Here is a 16,047-nt window from a genome sequence, read left to right as displayed (position 1 = left end):
CATACCCGACTAAATTGGTCAAGTATTTATTTGACTGTTTTAGTCAGGTATTTAACCACTGACTTTAAGTGGTTATTTGTTATTTAGTAATTTCTTTTGCACAGACGTTAAAATCCCTCTAAGAATATTGATTTCTTGAGCTTCAGGACGCGCTCTAGAAAATAAACGCCGTAGCTTATTCATCACCTGACCAGGGTTACTTTCATCTATGAACTGGGTTTGAGTGATGACCTTTTCAAGGTGTTCATAGAACATCTCAAGCTCTTTATGCCTAGGATAATCGTTCTCTTTCTGCTTTGGGTGCTCACTTGTAACTTCATTAAGATGGGCAACTCGTACCTCATAGGCAAGAGTCTGAACAGCCATAGCAAGATTCAAGGAGCTGTACTCTGGGTTAGCGGGGATGCATACATGAAAATGACAGCGTTGTAACTCTTCGTTGGTTAATCCCGTTCTTTCCCGCCCAAATACAAGTGCAACAGGATAATTTTTACCTTCTTGGGCAAACAGCTCTCCACACTCTCTCGGTTCTAACATGGGCCACTCTAACGTCCTAGAGCGCGCACTTGAACCAACAACAAGACCACAATCTTCAACCGCTTCTTCTAACGTATTCACGACTGTTGCGTTAAGAGCAATGTCACTGGCACCAGCCGCTAAAGCAATAGACTGGGAGTCTACCTCACATTGTGGATCCACCAAGACCATGTTGGACAGCCCCATCACTTTCATTGCGCGTGCTGCGCTACCAATATTTCCTGAGTGTGATGTACCGACGAGAACAACTTTGACTTGGTCTAACATGGTGTAATTTTACCGACTATTGAAAAACCGCGAAATAGTATCACAACACTTTAAAAAAGGTTATCCCTCTCCCCAGAACATCAATGGCTTCCTTCACATTGCTGAAAAATGACGACTCACTGGTTCGGTCAAAAACAAGCGATAAGTTCAAAAAATAACCACTTCCCTTTTACTTATACTCTGATATACTCCCCGCCGCTTTATCGTTCTTTAACATCCGTTGGGAAAAACTGTATGCATCCAATGCTTAATATTGCTATTCGCGCTGCGCGAAAAGCAGGCAATCATATTGCGAAATCACTAGAAAACGCTGACAAAATTGAATCCACTCAAAAAGGCAGCAATGACTTTGTTACTAACGTAGACAAAGAAGCAGAAGCTCTGATCATCGATACCATTAAAGCCTCTTACCCAGAGCACTGTATCATTGCTGAAGAAAACGGTCTTATCGAAGGTAAAGATAAAGACGTACAATGGATCATCGACCCACTGGATGGCACTACAAACTTCTTAAAAGGTCTACCTCACTTCTCCGTCTCTATTGCTGTTCGAATGAAGGGCAAAACAGAAGTGGCTTGTGTATATGACCCAATGCAAAATGAATTGTTTACGGCACAGCGCGGCTCTGGCGCTCAACTCAACAATGCTCGTATCCGAGTAACACCACTAAAAGACCTTCAAGGTACTGTTTTAGCGACAGGCTTCCCATTCAAGCAAAAACAGCACTCAGAATCTTACATGAAGATTGTGTCTGGTCTGTTCACTGAATGTGCCGATTTCCGACGCACAGGCAGCGCAGCACTTGATTTGTGTTACCTTGCGGCAGGTCGTGTTGATGGGTTCTTTGAGCTCGGCTTAAAACCTTGGGACATGGCGGCTGGTGAGCTGATTGCTCGTGAAGCAGGTGCCATCCTAACCGACTTTGCAGGCGGCACGAACTACATGCAGTCTGGTAACATTGTTGGCTCTAGCCCACGCGGTGTAAAATCAATCCTAAAACACATCCGCGAAAACGGTAATGAAGCTATCTTGAGGTAATTCCTCACTGTCACAGGCTGAATACCTAAAACACCCAAGCAACCCAAATACTCTCTAGTAGAAAAGTTGCTTGGGTGTTTTTTATTGCCATTCTGAAAGTGCATCACCCCAGAACGTAAAAAAGCCACCTGAGTAAGGTGGCTTTAAGATAGGGCTTACATGTCTGCCGGCTAAGGTAACTCTTCGAGTTCTTCGCCTTCTTTTTCGATCTGAGGTGGCATAAGGTGCTCGCGCGTAATGCCAAGCTTCAGAGCTAATGCAGATGCAACGTAAATAGAAGAGTACGTACCTACAGTAATACCAAGAAGCAACGCAGTCGCGAAGCCATGAATCATCGCTCCACCTTGAGTAAACAACGCGATAACCACAAACAACGTTGTACCCGACGTAATCAACGTTCGGCTCAAAGTCTGAGTTACTGAGCTGTTCATTATCTCAGCAGATTCACCTTTACGCATCTTACGGAAGTTTTCACGGATACGGTCAAATACAACGATGGTATCGTTGAGTGAGTACCCGACAACGGTCAGCAAGGCGGCAACAATGGTCAGATCAACCTCGATTTGCAGTAAAGAGAACACCCCTAAAGTGATGATAACGTCGTGCGCCAATGCCAGTACGGCACCCGCGGCTAAACGCCATTCGAAGCGTATTGATACGTATATCAAAATACAGATAAGTGCTGTCAGTATCGCCAGACCACCAGCTTCTGTTAACTCATCACCTACATTTGGGCCAACAAACTCAATACGGCGCATTTCTAGGTTTTCACCCGTGCCCTCTTTGATTGCATCAAGAATCTGATTACCAAGAGTTTCACCTTTGACTCCATCACGAGGACGGAGACGAACCATTACATCACGAGATGAACCGAAGTTTTGAACGGTCGCATCACCAAAACCTTTCGCTTCTAGTGCCGCACGTACGTCTTCCAAATTTGCAGGCTGTTCAAAACCCACTTCAATCAGCGTACCACCCGTGAAGTCCAGCCCCCAGTTCAACCCTTTACCAACCAGTGTGCCTATTGAACCTACGATAAGTAATATAGAAAGAACAAAAGCGCCTTTTGACCAACGCATAAAGTCGATCATTTTCTCTGTTTTCAATATCTGAAACATGATAATTCCTTAGATCGACAATTTGTTGATGCGCTTGCCGCCATAAAGCAGGTTCACGACACAACGTGTACCAATAATGGCAGTAAACATGGAGGTCAGAATACCGATTGACAGTGTGACCGCAAAACCTTTAATCGCACCTGTACCTACTGCAAATAGAATAATTGCCGTAATGAGAGTCGTGATATTGGCATCGGCAATGGTACTGAACGCATTCGCATAACCTTGATGAATCGCTTGCTGAGGGTTACGACCATCACGCAGTTCCTCTCGAATACGCTCGAAGATAAGAACATTTGCATCCACGGCCATACCAACGGTCAGTACAATACCTGCAATACCCGGAAGCGTCATTGTTGCACCCGGAATCATCGACATCACTCCAATAATCAAGATGATGTTGGCGATAAGTGCTAGGTTGGCAAAAACACCAAACTTACGGTAGTAAACCAGACAGAACAGCATTACAGCAACCAAACCAAAGATACAAGCTTGGATACCCATATCGATGTTTTGCTGCCCCATAGAAGGACCAATGGTACGTTCTTCAACAATGGAAATAGGAGCAATTAGTGCACCAGCGCGAAGCAGCAACGCAAGGTTGTGCGCTTCAGCAGCGGAGTCGATTCCAGTAATGCGGAAGCTTCGACCAAGAGCGGTTTGAATTGTCGCTTGGTTGATAACTTCTTCATACTTATCCAGAATGACTTTACCTTCTGGTGTACGTCGACCACTGTCTTTGTATTCAGCAAATACAGTTGCCATCAACTTACCAACATTCTTTTTAGAGAAGCTGGCCATCTTACTGCCGCCTTCACTGTCTAGGTTAATGTTAACCTGCGGGCGACCGTATTCATCGGCACTAGAGCTGGCATCAGTGATACTTGAACCACCAAGAATAATGCGCTTTTTCAGAACAACCGGACGACCATCACGATCAAGCTTAATTTCACTGCCGGCAGGAGCGCGACCACGTGCTGCGGCTGCCAAATCAGCTTTATCATCCACTTCACGAAATTCTAGTGTTGCGGTTGCGCCTAAGATTTCTTTAGCGCGAGCGGTATCTTGAACACCTGGCAGTTCGACAACAATTCGGCTTGCACCTTGACGTTGAACCAATGGTTCAGCAACACCAAGCTCGTTCACACGATTACGCAAAATGGTAATATTTTGCTCAACCGCATAGTTACGCACTTCCTGTAAACGCTGCTCAGTAAATGTCGCTTTAAGCGAAAAACGGCTGCTTGTGCTGTTGTCGACAAAAATCATGTCTTGATGCGTTCTTTTAAGTACACGCTCAGCTTGTTCGAGCTGTTCTGCGTCTCTTAACACAATTTCAACGGCATCTTTACCTGACTTGCGAATGGCACGGTAGCGAATGCGCTGCTCACGTAATTCACTACGAAATGCTTCTTCTTGCTGACCAACGAGCTTTTCCATCGCAGCGTCCATGTCTACTTCCATAAGGAAGTGCACACCACCACGGAGGTCAAGACCTAGCTTCATTGGTGTCGCACCGATGACATCCAACCATTCTGGTGTCGCAGGAGCAAGGTTAAGAGCCACAATGGCTTCTTTACCTAATGCCGTATTAATGGCATCACGAGCACTGATTTGAGTATCGGTATCTAAAAAGCGAACAAGAATGGAGCCATTTTCTAGTGCAATGGACTTTTTAGGGAGGTTTTCTTTTTCAAGAACTTCGGTAATAGCATCCAGCGTTGACACATCTACTGAGGCACCACGTGCCCCAGTAACTTGAATAGCCGGATCTTCACCATAAATATTCGGAAGTGCATACAATGCGCTGACAAGGATGAGTAACATCACCATCAGGTACTTCCACAAAGGATAACGGTTTAACACAGCGAGGATCCTTTAGCTGTTTTACAGGGATTTCAGTGTACCCTTTGGCAACACTGCTGTAACAAAGTCTCTTTTGATAGTCACTTCGTTGTTGTCGTTCAATGCAATTGCAATGTAGTCATTGTCTTCAGAGATTTTTACAATCTTACCAACAAGACCACCATTGGTTAGCACTTCATCACCTTTCTGCATTCCTGCCATTAGGTTTTTGTGCTCTTTTGAGCGCTTAGCTTGTGGGCGGTAAATCATGAAGTAAAAAATAACCGCAAACATACCCAACATGATGATCATTTCAAAACCACCACCTTGAGGAGCACCTTCACCCGCGGCGTGTGCAACAGAAATCAAACTCATTGAGAAACATCCTCTATATTATTTTATTTAATAGTCAATAAATTGGGTCGTATTACCCGACTTTCAAGAGCCAAGTAATAACGCATAACTATTTATTCAACGGCGGCACTTCGCGATTGCGACGTGCGTAAAAATCTTCAACAAATTGATCGAAGCGATCTTCATCGATGGCAGAACGGATACTTTCCATAATACGTTGGTAGTAACGTAGGTTGTGAATAGTATTCAATCGAGAACCAAGGATTTCATTACAACGGTCTAGATGATGCAAGTACGCCTTTGAATAATTTTGGCAAGTGTAACAGTCACACTCAGGATCCAAAGGGGTTGTATCCGTTTTATGTGCCGCATTGCGGATCTTGATCACACCACCAGTCACAAACAAGTGTCCGTTGCGCGCATTTCGTGTAGGCATCACACAATCGAACATGTCGATACCACGACGCACACCCTCGACTAAATCTTCCGGCTTACCGACACCCATAAGGTATCTTGGCTTATCTTCCGGTAGTTGAGGGCAAGTATGCTCAAGTACTCTGTGCATGTCTTCTTTGGGTTCACCGACCGCTAACCCACCAACCGCGTACCCATCAAAACCGATGTCTGTGAGACCTTTAACCGACACGTCACGCAAATCTTCATAAACGCCACCTTGAACAATACCAAACAATGCATTCTGGTTCTCCAACTTGTCAAAGTGGTCACGGCTACGTTGCGCCCAACGAAGTGACATTTCCATGGATTTTTTCGCTTCATCGTGCGTTGCTGGGTATGGTGTACATTCATCGAAAATCATGACAATGTCGGAACCGAGATCCTTCTGGATTTCCATCGACTTTTCTGCGTCCATGAATATCCGGTCACCATTTACAGGATTGCGAAAATGCACGCCCTCTTCGGTAATTTTTCGAATATCACCAAGACTGAAGACTTGAAAACCACCGGAATCCGTAAGAATAGGACCGTGCCAATTCATGAAATCGTGCAGATCACCATGCATTTTCATGACTTCTTGCCCTGGGCGTAGCCACAGGTGGAACGTATTGCCCAGTAAAATTTCAGCGCCCGTTCCCTTTACTTCTTCAGGAGTCATCCCTTTAACGGTGCCGTAAGTACCTACAGGCATAAATGCCGGAGTTTGAACGGTTCCACGTTCAAAAGTTAGCTGCCCACGGCGAGCATTGCCGTTTGTCTTTTTTAATTCGTATGTAAGTTTCACGAAGCCTCCAATACGCCAGAGAAACAATCTGACTATTTACGTACTTTGCGCCAACCAGCTTTAGCTCATCGCGCTCCTCATACTCATGGGTGAAGTATGACAGGATTATCCTTTCCTAATAGGTTTCACTGGCTCCTTGAGTGAAACAAACGGGAGTATATCGAAATACGCCCGTAGATTGTCTGATTAGCCGCGCTTTTTGGAAATAAACATCGCGTCACCGTAACTAAAAAAGCGATATTTTTCTTTCACTGCGTGCTCGTAGGCTTTCATCACGTTGTCATACCCCGCAAAGGCGCTCACCAACATGATGAGAGTAGACTCAGGCAAGTGGAAGTTGGTAATAAGGCAATCCACCAGCTGGTATTCATAACCTGGGTAAATGAAGATTTCAGTGTCACCGAAGAAAGGAGCCAGCTCAGTTCCGTTTTTGATGGACTCTTGCGCGGCACTCTCTAACGAACGTACCGATGTTGTCCCGACAGCAATGATACGACCGCCACGTGCTTTGGTTGCAACAATCGCATCGACGACATCTTGTGGTACTTCCACATATTCTGCATGCATATGGTGATCGTTGATGTTCTCAACGCGTACAGGTTGGAAGGTACCCGCCCCAACATGTAAAGTGACGTAAGCGAATTCGACACCTTTCACTTTTATTTGTTCCAGCAGCGCTTCATCAAAATGCAAGCCTGCTGTAGGCGCCGCGACGGCTCCGGGCTTTTCGTTATAAACGGTTTGGTAGCGCTCTTTGTCTGCGTCTTCGTCTGGACGGTCAATATACGGCGGAAGCGGCATATGCCCAATATCATTAAGAATATCTAAGACGTTCTTGTCGGACTTAAATTTGATCTCGAACAGCGCATCGTGGCGCGCGACCATTTCCGCAAGATAGTCATCATTTTCACCAAGGAAAAGTTCTGTTCCAGGCTTAGGCGGCTTCGAACAACGGACATGAGCCAAAATAGTATGCTCATCCAGCACTCGCTCCACCAATGCTTCTAACTTACCACCGGAAGCTTTACGACCAAACATACGTGCAGGAATAACACGCGTATTATTAAATACCAGAAGATCGCCAGGTTGCACCTGCTCCAGAACATCTTTGAAAGTACCATCCGTTAACTCACCATTACTGCCTTCTAGTTGAAGCAGTCTACTGGCTGTACGTTCAGGTTGTGGATAACGAGCGATCAGCTCATCAGGAAGCTCAAAATGAAAATCGGATACTTGCATTGCTATTGGTCTTTATAAAAATGACTGAGAATTACGCAGGGGAAGTAGTATAGGCGTCACATAGTCAATAGCAAGTATTGATGATGGCTTTATTGTAAATGGGCGTATCGACTTAACGGTTCAACATATTTAGCACATTTAAGTGCTGCTATCGTCAAAGCACCATTCCGTAGAACGGTGCTCATCAAAGGTCTATTTTCGTCGGAACCAACCCAATATTCCCAGCATAAGTAGGAAGGCGAGGCTCGGCGATGAGGCTCCATCTGGTTCCACAAAATTGCAATTAGCCGTAGATAGGCTGTTATTGCACTGCGCCTCTTTTTTTGCCTGTGCTTCGGCTTCAATCGCTATATTCGGCTTAGTCACCACATTGCTCGGAAGTGTTGTCGACCCCACATAACGATGGATCCAAGAGTAATAGGTGCTGACTTTTGAATAAAAAGCAGGCTTGGTCAATGAACCACAAGTGGGCATAACCAAAGGACCACCACTCACTATCCCTACTTGAATGTCAGAACCATCGGTAGCTTTTGCCATCAGCGGCCCGCCACTATCACCTTTACAAGTATCATTGCCATAAGCCGTTCCTGTTACCTCGTTGAGTACGTATTTTTCCGTCGGTAATGTACAGATTTTGGATTGGTTCGCCCCAGACTCCAGAAGAACAGGCAATCCTTCAATTGAAGCTAATCGAACAAAGCAATCAGCGGTAGGATAAAAAGCAAGTCGAGTGGTGAGGAGCTCGTCTGTTTTTTCTGTTACAGCCGGATCCGTAAATCCCCAACCAAAGGCATCCAAATTACTTGGTCGGCGGTTGTTGCCTCCATTGCCTGTTTCTGTCTGAGCTTCATACCACTCAGCATTGAGCTGGCTTTCAATCTCGGACATGGCTTTTGGTGAGGCAAGGGTTACTGGCGTCACATCGATTACAGGTAGTTGTAGGCGAATCAAAGCCACGTCATTATCAAGGGCTAGACGCTCAACCACCGATGAGCCATCGGCTTTAACAACGATTTTTGCTCTGTCACTATAGCTTGGATGCACAACAACATGACTTGCCATATAAAAATCGCGAGTGGCTGCATCGTTAAGGGATTTGGAGCGCGCGGTTATGGTTAAATTGCTAGGATGGGTCACTTTGTAGAGCCCATTATCTAGTGGAAAAACAACGCAGTGCGCGGCGGTTAATACCCAGTGCGGAGCTAAAAGTGTCCCCCCACAAAATGGGAATTCAGCCATATCACTCGAACGAATCGCAACTCGGTTTCCAGACGTAACATCCGTGACCGCCTTTCCTTCAACAATTGCTGACGCATTGGTATTAACGAGCCCAACCGCCATTGCCATACCCACCAGAATTTTCTTCATAACTTTGCCTTGAGATATCAAACTGCGCACAGTGTGAAAGAATCAAAAAGCACAAAGAACCATCTGCCGGTATTTATGCGATACATTACCTATATTCATGTATCTTCTCAGTTCAGCGTTTTCCCAAAACCAACGGATAAGTCGCAAAAAATTGACCATTGACGTCACAGTCTTTGCTCCCCTGCCAGTTCACTTGTTCTCGCCCAAAGCACTCAACGTCTATCGGATTGGATCCCGTTGCATCACACTGACGAATCAACACTTTTTCTCACCTAAATTGATCTCCGTTATCAAAGGTCGCTTCTTTTGAAAGTATTCGCTCAAAATAGCGATTTACATCTCATTTCATATGCACATAACTGCCTATATTGGAAATAGGATAACAATTAACAGGAGGTCGAGATGATCAAGATTGAAGATATGATGACTCGCAGCCCTCATACTCTTTTGCGGTCTCATTCACTACAAGACGCCAAAAACCTCATGGCTGAGCACGATATTCGCCATGTCCCAATCATCAATACCGACTCAAAACTTCTTGGTATTATTTCTCAGCGGGATATATTGGCAACTCAAGAATCGGTGCTGACTAAAGAAGCAAAAGCCGACTCTTTCACTCTCAAAACGCCAATAGGTAAAGTAATGGTAACAAAAGTCATTACTGTGTCACCCAAGGCGGGGCTGAGAGAAAGCGCGCTATACATGCAAAAGCATAAAATTGGCTGCCTACCCGTGGTTGAGCAAGAGAGTTTGGTTGGCATTATTACGGATACCGACTTTGTTGGTATCGCCATAAATCTACTCGAAATAGAAGAAGATACGGAACCTGAGAAGGTTTATTTTTGAATAAAAACTCAACCAAAATAAAACCCATCACGTTGTGTTTAAAAGAGTATAGGCGCGTAATCGTTGACAGAGAATGCGCGCCCTATTCGTCTTATTCGTCTTATTCGTCTTAAAAACAAGATAAATAATGACACTCCACCCTATATGTCTGCTTTAATATTTCACTTGTGTTATATTGCATTCATGATGAATAAATTAACAATGCGATGCTATCGAATACTGAACTGATGCTCCTGCATCTCCTTCATCAAGATGGAAACATGTCTGGCTACGATATTAATCGTTTGGTTGAGCAACGAGGTTTTCGTGAATGGGCGGAAATCGGTATGACATCCATTTATGTCAGCCTAAATAAACTCGCCAAAAAAGAACTCGTGAGAGCTGAACTAGATACAGCAAAGAAAGGGAAAGGTCCCACGCCGAAGAAATATTTTTTGCTTCCTGTTGGAAGAACCAATCTGAAGCAAGAGGTCAGGAATGGAATACAAGCGCTTAGGCTAAAAGACGCTCGCTTTCGCTTATGCATCTCTGCTCTTTCCATTTTAAGCAAGAAAGAACAGAAAACGCTGTTTGAAGAAAGGTCGATTGCACTAAACCGTCGAAGACACGAACTGGAACACACGACCTACATGGCTCAAGGGGGAGAAACCCTTCCCCAAAACGTGCGTTGGCTGTTTCAATATTCACTGGATACCCTTCAAATGGAAATCAATTTTGCCAATAACGTACTGAAGGATTTGTCGTTAGATAAATAAAGGATCGTGTATGACCCGTATAATTCAACCCTTTGAAACGTTCAATGGTGTCCACTGTGAAACAAACGCCACGGGATGTCTGCTCAAACAAGCTGGCGTTCATCTTTCTGAGCCCATGCTTTTTGGCTTAGGTGAAGGGTTAGGGTTTGTTTATTGGAATATGAAAAGCATGGGGTTCCCTTTCATTGGTGGGCGGCTCAAACCGGGAGGAATTACTCGAAACCTCGCAAAAAACTTACCATTAGAGATTGAATTCAAAGAAACAAGTTCAGTAAAAAAGGCATGGAACAACGTCAAAGAAGCCTTAGATCAAGGCATTGCCGTGGGTTTGCAGCTGGACTGTTACCACTTGGAATATTTTGGTGCGAAAGTGCATTTTGCCGGTCACTTTGCTGCGATGTACGGCTACGACGATGAGTTTGCCTACTTGGTTGATACCTCTCCTTCACATGGTCTGGTTAAATCTAAGCTAAACAATCTTGCGATGGCTAGAAATGAAAAAGGTCCAATGGCAGCCAAAAATTTGATGTACACCATTGTGCCTCCCAAAACACCCGTTGATTTAAATAAAGCGCTAAGAACGTCCATTACAAATAATGCGCATCAGCACATTAACCCTCCAATACAAAACCTTGGCTATAAAGGGATTTTAAAAACCAGCCAAGAGTTAAAGAAATGGTTCAAGGAAAGCAAAAATCTTGAATATGAATTCACGACCATAGCGATGATTATGGAAAAAGCCGGAACAGGCGGTGCCCTATTTCGTAATATGTATCGTGATTTTTTGGAAGAGACCAACTCAATTTTTGGGGAACCAAAGCTTCATCAAGCAAAGACGATGTTCGAGGGGATTGCGAAAGATTGGACTCAAGTGGCTCAATGCATCCATGAAGCAGGGGAAAATTCCGATGAAGTGCGTCTCTTAGAAGCTTGTGCACTTCTAGAAAGCTTGTCCGAAAAAGAGCGCCAAGCGATGAGTCTTCTTGCTGACCACAAGTAACCAACGCTACCCAACGTATTATGAACACCCATCATGATGAATATGTGCAGCACCTTATAGCGCTGCACAGCACATCATTGTAGCTCTAACGCATCATAAAAGCTCTGAAACCAGATCGGCTAATTTATGGAAGCTTTCAAGCCGTGACGAGCTTGGTCGCCAAACTAAACCGATATCTCGATACGCATGCTGACCTGGCGGCTCTATCACCATCAAGTTTTGATTTTCCAGCAGCCCATGCTCTATCGCCATCTGAGGAATAAACGTTGTACCCAATCCGTTTGCCACCATTTGAACCAGCGTGTGAAGGCTCGTTGCCGTAAATGGGTTAATTTTTTCTTTTTTAGTTAACTTACAGGCAGAAACGGCATGCTCGGTCAAACAATGTTCATTCTCCAAAAGAAAAACAAACTCATCCGGTAAATCGTCGTAACGAATCGGCATGCGTATCGTACTGGCATGATTGGCGCTGATGACCATCCTAAATGGATCCTGCCCCACGATTTTGCTATCCATACCACCGATATCAACCGGCAAAGCAAGAATCAGTACATCTAACTCACCATGACGAAGCGCAGCCAACAAATTATTAGTGGTATCTTCTCTCAGGAGCAGATTGAGGTTTGGGAATCGCTGATTCACTTCTTGAACTAGGTCACCCAGTAAAAATGGAGCGATCGTCGGGATGCAGCCGACTCTGAGCTGACCTTGCATGAGCTCCCCTTGGCATAGGCTTCCTAGCTCAACTAGATCTTGCCCTTTAGCCAACAGCTCTCGCCCTTGCTGCACGACTTTATCCCCAACTGGCGTAAAAACCAACGGGCTCTTCTTGTCTTTTTTCTCGTACAAAGGGCAGCCAATCAATTCTTCTAGGTTTTGAATACCTTTACTCAACGTTGATTGGCTAACAAAACACTTCTCTGCCGCATCACCAAAATGGCGTGTTTCAAACAGAGTAATGAGGTAATGCAGCTGTTTTAAACTTGGCCATTTATTCATATGATATTTTTACAATTTTGTGAGGTTTCTATGAATTGGTTACAAAATAAGCTCATCGCTTTTTTCGATTAACTTAATCTATTAATTTCACTTTTTTCTATCCTACTTTATGTACTATAGTTTGTCTCGTTGAAACATGAAGCCAATCCACAATGGTTGGCAATAACTCTATTTTAGGAGCAAAAAAATGGTACTAGTAGGTCGTCAAGCCCCTGATTTTACTGCTGCAGCTGTTCTAGGTAACGGTGAGATCGTTGATAACTTCAACTTCGCAGAATTCACTAAAGGTAAGAAAGCGGTAATTTTCTTCTACCCTCTAGACTTCACATTCGTTTGTCCTTCTGAGCTGATCGCTTTTGATAACCGTATTGAAGATTTCAAAGCGAAAGGCGTTGAAGTAATCGGTGTTTCTATCGATTCTCAGTTCTCTCACAACGCATGGCGTAACACGGCTATCGAAGATGGCGGTATCGGTCAAGTGAAATACCCTCTTGTTGCTGACGTTAAGCACGAAATCTGTAAAGCATACGACGTTGAGCACCCAGAAGCTGGTGTTGCTTTCCGTGGTTCATTCCTAATCGATGCAGACGGTCTTGTACGTCACCAAGTCGTTAACGATCTTCCACTGGGTCGTAACATCGACGAAATGCTACGCATGGTAGACGCGCTAAACTTCCACGAGAAGAATGGCGAAGTTTGTCCTGCACAATGGGAAGAAGGTAAATCAGGTATGGATGCGTCTCCAAAAGGTGTTGCAGCATTCCTATCTGAGCACGCTGACGACCTAAGCAAGTAATCACGACTTAACGCTCACCAAGCTCAACGGTGTGTGACTGAAATAACAGTGTGTGGCTGAAATAACAGTGTGTAGCCAATATAGCAAATAGCACGCAGCCAAAATTAAGTTGAAGTTAGCCTTAGAAAGCTCGAAGATGATTCTTCGAGCTTTTCTTTTTTCTGTACGTGAGCATTACCTCACATAATCAGCTGATTAACTTGTCTATCCTGAATGGACTATTTCTAACTTAGAAAGCCAAACTGTCAATGAGTTATCAACTTGAAGTCTGTGTCGACAACCTAGAGTCCTTACTGAACGCTATCGAAGCTGGAGCCACACGCATAGAGCTATGCTCATCACTCTCTTTGGGTGGGCTAACCCCCAGTCTAGGTTTAATGAAACAAGCCTCGCGTCTATCCAGTATTCCTATCTATGCCATGATACGCCCAAGACAAGGGGATTTTCTGTTCAATGAACATGAGCTTGAGTGCATGCTTGAAGACATTGAAGCAGCAAAAGAAGCTGGGCTAGACGGCATTGTTATCGGTGCTTTAACCCCCGATGGACACATTGATAAAAACATCTGCAAACAACTTATGGCAGCCGCAGATCGTATGAGCGTGACCTTTCACCGAGCCATTGATCAATGCTGCGATGTGGTACAAGCGCTCCAGGATATCCAAGAGTTAGGATGTCAGCGCATATTAACGTCTGGGCAAGCGAGCAATGCACTCTCAGGTGTGAGTACAATTAAGTTGATGAAAGAGCACGCAGGGGAATCAATCAGTATCATGGTTGGCGCTGGCGTAACACCTTCAAACGTAACGCAGATTATGGCAGAAACAGGGGTTAGCGAAGTACACCTATCCGGTAAGACAACACGTCCAAGTCACATGCTGTATGTGTCTGAACAGGCAAAAATGGGCAACAGCGATATCGATGATTTCTCGATTCCTGTGACTGATATGGCGACCATTTGTTCGGTCGCTCAGCAACTGGAACTATTCTGAGTTTTTCGATAAAAGACAACCCCGTTACGCTTACAATTACCTGATAATGTCATCAATATCTTGCTCACGTAGATGGCGTACGTCTTTTCCTTTCACAAAGTAAATAATGTACTCACAAATATTTTGGCAACGATCGCCTATTCGCTCAATTGCCCTTGCCGACCACATGACTTGCAATACTGCGGGTATACAACGTGGATCTTCCATCATATAAGTCATCAGCTGACGGATCACGGCTTCATACTCTGCATCCAGTTTGTCATCTTGCTTATACACTTCCGCAGCCGCATCGACATCCATACGTGCGAAGGCATCCAATACTTGGTGTAACATATTGATTGCCTGACGGCTCAATGGCTCCAGCGAGACTTGCCATGTTCGCACTTTGACGGATTCTGATTCTATCGCGACTCGCGCAATTCTCGTGGCAACATCTCCGATTCGCTCCAAATCTGTGATCGTTTTAATGATCGCCATGATCAGTCGTAAATCTTTCGCTGTCGGCTGGCGTTTGGCAATGATACGCGTACAGGCCTCATCAATGGCCATTTCCATCGAATTGACTTTATGATCTTCTTTGACCACTTTTTTAGCGAGCTCTATGTCTTGCTTATGTAGGGCTTGCATGGCAAAGGTGAGTTGCTGTTCAACAAGCCCTCCCATGGTTAAAACATGGGTACGAATAGATTCAAGCTCCACATTAAACTGACCAGAGATATGGCGACCAAACTGCATAAACTATAGAACCCCTTGTGCGTATATTAAGTAAGTGTATACCCAAGTAACCTCAGGTACTTGGTATATTCATAGGTGACGCTTTCAGCAAGTTACCCATAGCGACCGGTAATGTAATCTTCGGTTTGCTTTTTCTTTGGCGAGGTAAAAATAGAATCCGTATCTCCATACTCAACCAACTTACCCTGATGGATAAAAGCAGTATGATCGCTCACCCTTGCAGCCTGTTGCATGTTATGCGTCACAATAACGACGGTATACTTGGTTTTCAACTCGTTAATCAACTCTTCTATCGTAAGCGTAGAAATAGGATCGAGTGCAGAAGTAGGCTCATCTAACAATAAAACCTCAGGTTCAATCGCAATAGCCCTTGCTATCACCAATCTCTGTTGCTGCCCGCCAGATAAACCAAACGCATTTTCATGTAGGCGACCTTTAACTTCTTCCCATAACGCCGCTGCCGTTAACGCTTGTTCCACTGCGTCATCCAGCGCTCGACTATTACTGATTCCTTGTAATCTTAAGCCGTATACGACATTTTCATAAATCGATTTGGGAAACGGGTTGGGTCTTTGGAATACCATTCCGACACGACGGCGTAACGTAGGGACATCCACTTGTGGGTGATACACATTTTTACCGTGTAATTTCACTTTACCGTTAACAACACATCCCTCTACCAAATCATTCATTCGGTTAATACAGCGTAGCAATGTCGACTTTCCGCACCCAGAAGGGCCTATAAACGCGGTCACCTGACCTTTGGGAATGTTCATCGTCACGTCGTGCAAAGCTTGTTGCGTGCCTTGATAGAACAAATTCAGTGACTCGATCGAAATCGCAATCTGCTCGGGAGTCAGATTGTTCACGTCTATAAGATTTTTCTCATAGCCAAAAGTCGAGTTAATTGAAAACATG

General features: G+C 44.5%; 17 protein-coding genes. 6 read left to right on the top strand and 11 right to left on the bottom strand.

The window, feature by feature from the left end:
• Positions 1 to 72 precede the first annotated feature (72 nt).
• Complete coding sequence (trmJ, locus tag HC752_RS02290) at positions 73 to 804, bottom strand: tRNA (cytosine(32)/uridine(32)-2'-O)-methyltransferase TrmJ (RefSeq protein WP_190333474.1); 732 nt, start codon at positions 802 to 804, stop codon at positions 73 to 75.
• 234 nt (positions 805 to 1,038) lie between these two features.
• Here trmJ and suhB point away from each other — a divergent pair, with 234 nt between their 5' ends.
• The gene (suhB, locus tag HC752_RS02285) at positions 1,039 to 1,842 is read left to right on the top strand and encodes an inositol-1-monophosphatase (RefSeq protein WP_190333473.1); all 804 of its coding nucleotides are present in this window, start codon (positions 1,039 to 1,041) and stop codon (positions 1,840 to 1,842) included.
• A gap of 170 nt (positions 1,843 to 2,012) precedes the next feature.
• Here the strand turns inward: suhB and secF are convergent, their stop codons facing one another.
• The 7 genes from secF to HC752_RS02250 all read right to left on the bottom strand — a co-directional run bounded on the left by secF (position 2,013) and on the right by HC752_RS02250 (position 9,268).
• Positions 2,013 to 2,960, bottom strand: coding sequence for a protein translocase subunit SecF (gene secF / locus HC752_RS02280; protein ID WP_190333472.1), 948 nt, complete (start codon positions 2,958 to 2,960; stop codon positions 2,013 to 2,015).
• Positions 2,961 to 2,969: 9 nt separating this feature from the next.
• Positions 2,970 to 4,826 carry a protein translocase subunit SecD gene (gene secD / locus HC752_RS02275; RefSeq protein ID WP_190333471.1) on the bottom strand — a complete coding sequence of 619 codons (1,857 nt, stop codon included), beginning with the start codon at positions 4,824 to 4,826 and terminating at the stop codon, positions 2,970 to 2,972.
• 21 nt (positions 4,827 to 4,847) lie between these two features.
• A complete protein-coding gene (yajC, locus tag HC752_RS02270) occupies positions 4,848 to 5,180 on the bottom strand; it encodes a preprotein translocase subunit YajC (RefSeq protein ID WP_190333470.1) in 333 nt (110 codons plus the stop codon).
• Between the two features lie 88 nt (positions 5,181 to 5,268).
• Complete coding sequence (gene tgt / locus HC752_RS02265) at positions 5,269 to 6,399, bottom strand: tRNA guanosine(34) transglycosylase Tgt (RefSeq protein ID WP_190333469.1); 1,131 nt, start codon at positions 6,397 to 6,399, stop codon at positions 5,269 to 5,271.
• A gap of 186 nt (positions 6,400 to 6,585) precedes the next feature.
• On the bottom strand, positions 6,586 to 7,638 hold the full coding sequence (gene queA / locus HC752_RS02260) for a tRNA preQ1(34) S-adenosylmethionine ribosyltransferase-isomerase QueA (protein ID WP_190333468.1): 1,053 nt from the start codon (positions 7,636 to 7,638) through the stop codon (positions 6,586 to 6,588).
• Positions 7,639 to 7,830: 192 nt separating this feature from the next.
• A complete protein-coding gene (locus HC752_RS02255) occupies positions 7,831 to 9,006 on the bottom strand; it encodes a S1 family peptidase (protein ID WP_190333467.1) in 1,176 nt (391 codons plus the stop codon).
• Positions 9,007 to 9,118: 112 nt separating this feature from the next.
• The gene (locus HC752_RS02250; RefSeq protein ID WP_190333466.1) at positions 9,119 to 9,268 is read right to left on the bottom strand and encodes a hypothetical protein; all 150 of its coding nucleotides are present in this window, start codon (positions 9,266 to 9,268) and stop codon (positions 9,119 to 9,121) included.
• Positions 9,269 to 9,408: 140 nt separating this feature from the next.
• On the opposite strand from HC752_RS02250, the gene HC752_RS02245 reads away from it, so the two are divergent.
• The 3 genes from HC752_RS02245 (at position 9,409) to HC752_RS02235 (ending at position 11,607) form a co-directional block, all read left to right on the top strand.
• Complete coding sequence (locus tag HC752_RS02245) at positions 9,409 to 9,852, top strand: CBS domain-containing protein (RefSeq protein ID WP_190333465.1); 444 nt, start codon at positions 9,409 to 9,411, stop codon at positions 9,850 to 9,852.
• A gap of 206 nt (positions 9,853 to 10,058) precedes the next feature.
• Entirely contained in the window at positions 10,059 to 10,607 is a 549-nt protein-coding gene (locus tag HC752_RS02240; protein WP_238930399.1) for a PadR family transcriptional regulator, read from the top strand.
• A 10-nt stretch (positions 10,608 to 10,617) separates the two neighbouring features.
• Positions 10,618 to 11,607: a BtrH N-terminal domain-containing protein gene (locus HC752_RS02235; RefSeq protein WP_190333463.1), complete on the top strand. Its 990-nt coding sequence runs from the start codon at positions 10,618 to 10,620 to the stop codon at positions 11,605 to 11,607.
• A 93-nt stretch (positions 11,608 to 11,700) separates the two neighbouring features.
• Here HC752_RS02235 and HC752_RS02230 read toward each other — a convergent pair whose 3' ends face one another.
• Positions 11,701 to 12,606, bottom strand: a complete 906-nt coding sequence (locus tag HC752_RS02230) for a hydrogen peroxide-inducible genes activator (protein ID WP_190333462.1) — start codon at positions 12,604 to 12,606, stop codon at positions 11,701 to 11,703.
• A 187-nt stretch (positions 12,607 to 12,793) separates the two neighbouring features.
• On the opposite strand from HC752_RS02230, the gene HC752_RS02225 reads away from it, so the two are divergent.
• Both HC752_RS02225 and HC752_RS02220 read left to right on the top strand, forming a co-directional pair.
• Positions 12,794 to 13,402: a peroxiredoxin C gene (locus tag HC752_RS02225; RefSeq protein WP_190333461.1), complete on the top strand. Its 609-nt coding sequence runs from the start codon at positions 12,794 to 12,796 to the stop codon at positions 13,400 to 13,402.
• Between the two features lie 248 nt (positions 13,403 to 13,650).
• Positions 13,651 to 14,394 (top strand): copper homeostasis protein CutC, encoded by a 744-nt coding sequence (locus tag HC752_RS02220; protein ID WP_190333460.1) that lies wholly within the window; start codon positions 13,651 to 13,653, stop codon positions 14,392 to 14,394.
• 36 nt (positions 14,395 to 14,430) lie between these two features.
• Here HC752_RS02220 and phoU read toward each other — a convergent pair whose 3' ends face one another.
• Entirely contained in the window at positions 14,431 to 15,129 is a 699-nt protein-coding gene (gene phoU, locus HC752_RS02215; RefSeq protein WP_190333459.1) for a phosphate signaling complex protein PhoU, read from the bottom strand.
• 92 nt (positions 15,130 to 15,221) lie between these two features.
• The gene (pstB, locus tag HC752_RS02210; RefSeq protein WP_190333458.1) at positions 15,222 to 16,046 is read right to left on the bottom strand and encodes a phosphate ABC transporter ATP-binding protein PstB; all 825 of its coding nucleotides are present in this window, start codon (positions 16,044 to 16,046) and stop codon (positions 15,222 to 15,224) included.
• Position 16,047 lies beyond the last annotated feature (1 nt).

Origin of the sequence: Vibrio sp. S9_S30 (genome assembly GCF_014694455.1) — a bacterium.
GTDB lineage: Bacteria > Pseudomonadota > Gammaproteobacteria > Enterobacterales > Vibrionaceae > Vibrio.
The sequence above is the reverse complement of the archived record's forward strand: the minus strand, read 5'-3'. Positions and strand labels throughout refer to the sequence as shown.

Bases quoted from the DNA above. Each gene is read 5' to 3' on its own strand.
- trmJ (WP_190333474.1), bottom strand. From the start codon at position 804: ATGTTAGACCAAGTCAAAGTTGTTCTCGTCGGTACATCACACTCAGGA.
- suhB (WP_190333473.1), top strand. From the start codon at position 1,039: ATGCATCCAATGCTTAATATTGCTATTCGCGCTGCGCGAAAAGCAGGC.
- secF (WP_190333472.1), bottom strand. From the start codon at position 2,960: ATGTTTCAGATATTGAAAACAGAGAAAATGATCGACTTTATGCGTTGG.
- yajC (WP_190333470.1), bottom strand. From the start codon at position 5,180: ATGAGTTTGATTTCTGTTGCACACGCCGCGGGTGAAGGTGCTCCTCAA.
- queA (WP_190333468.1), bottom strand. From the start codon at position 7,638: ATGCAAGTATCCGATTTTCATTTTGAGCTTCCTGATGAGCTGATCGCT.
- HC752_RS02255 (WP_190333467.1), bottom strand. From the start codon at position 9,006: ATGAAGAAAATTCTGGTGGGTATGGCAATGGCGGTTGGGCTCGTTAAT.
- HC752_RS02245 (WP_190333465.1), top strand. From the start codon at position 9,409: ATGATCAAGATTGAAGATATGATGACTCGCAGCCCTCATACTCTTTTG.
- HC752_RS02240 (WP_238930399.1), top strand. From the start codon at position 10,059: ATGCTATCGAATACTGAACTGATGCTCCTGCATCTCCTTCATCAAGAT.
- HC752_RS02235 (WP_190333463.1), top strand. From the start codon at position 10,618: ATGACCCGTATAATTCAACCCTTTGAAACGTTCAATGGTGTCCACTGT.
- HC752_RS02230 (WP_190333462.1), bottom strand. From the start codon at position 12,606: ATGAATAAATGGCCAAGTTTAAAACAGCTGCATTACCTCATTACTCTG.
- HC752_RS02225 (WP_190333461.1), top strand. From the start codon at position 12,794: ATGGTACTAGTAGGTCGTCAAGCCCCTGATTTTACTGCTGCAGCTGTT.
- HC752_RS02220 (WP_190333460.1), top strand. From the start codon at position 13,651: ATGAGTTATCAACTTGAAGTCTGTGTCGACAACCTAGAGTCCTTACTG.
- phoU (WP_190333459.1), bottom strand. From the start codon at position 15,129: ATGCAGTTTGGTCGCCATATCTCTGGTCAGTTTAATGTGGAGCTTGAA.
- pstB (WP_190333458.1), bottom strand. From the start codon at position 16,046: ATGTTTTCAATTAACTCGACTTTTGGCTATGAGAAAAATCTTATAGAC.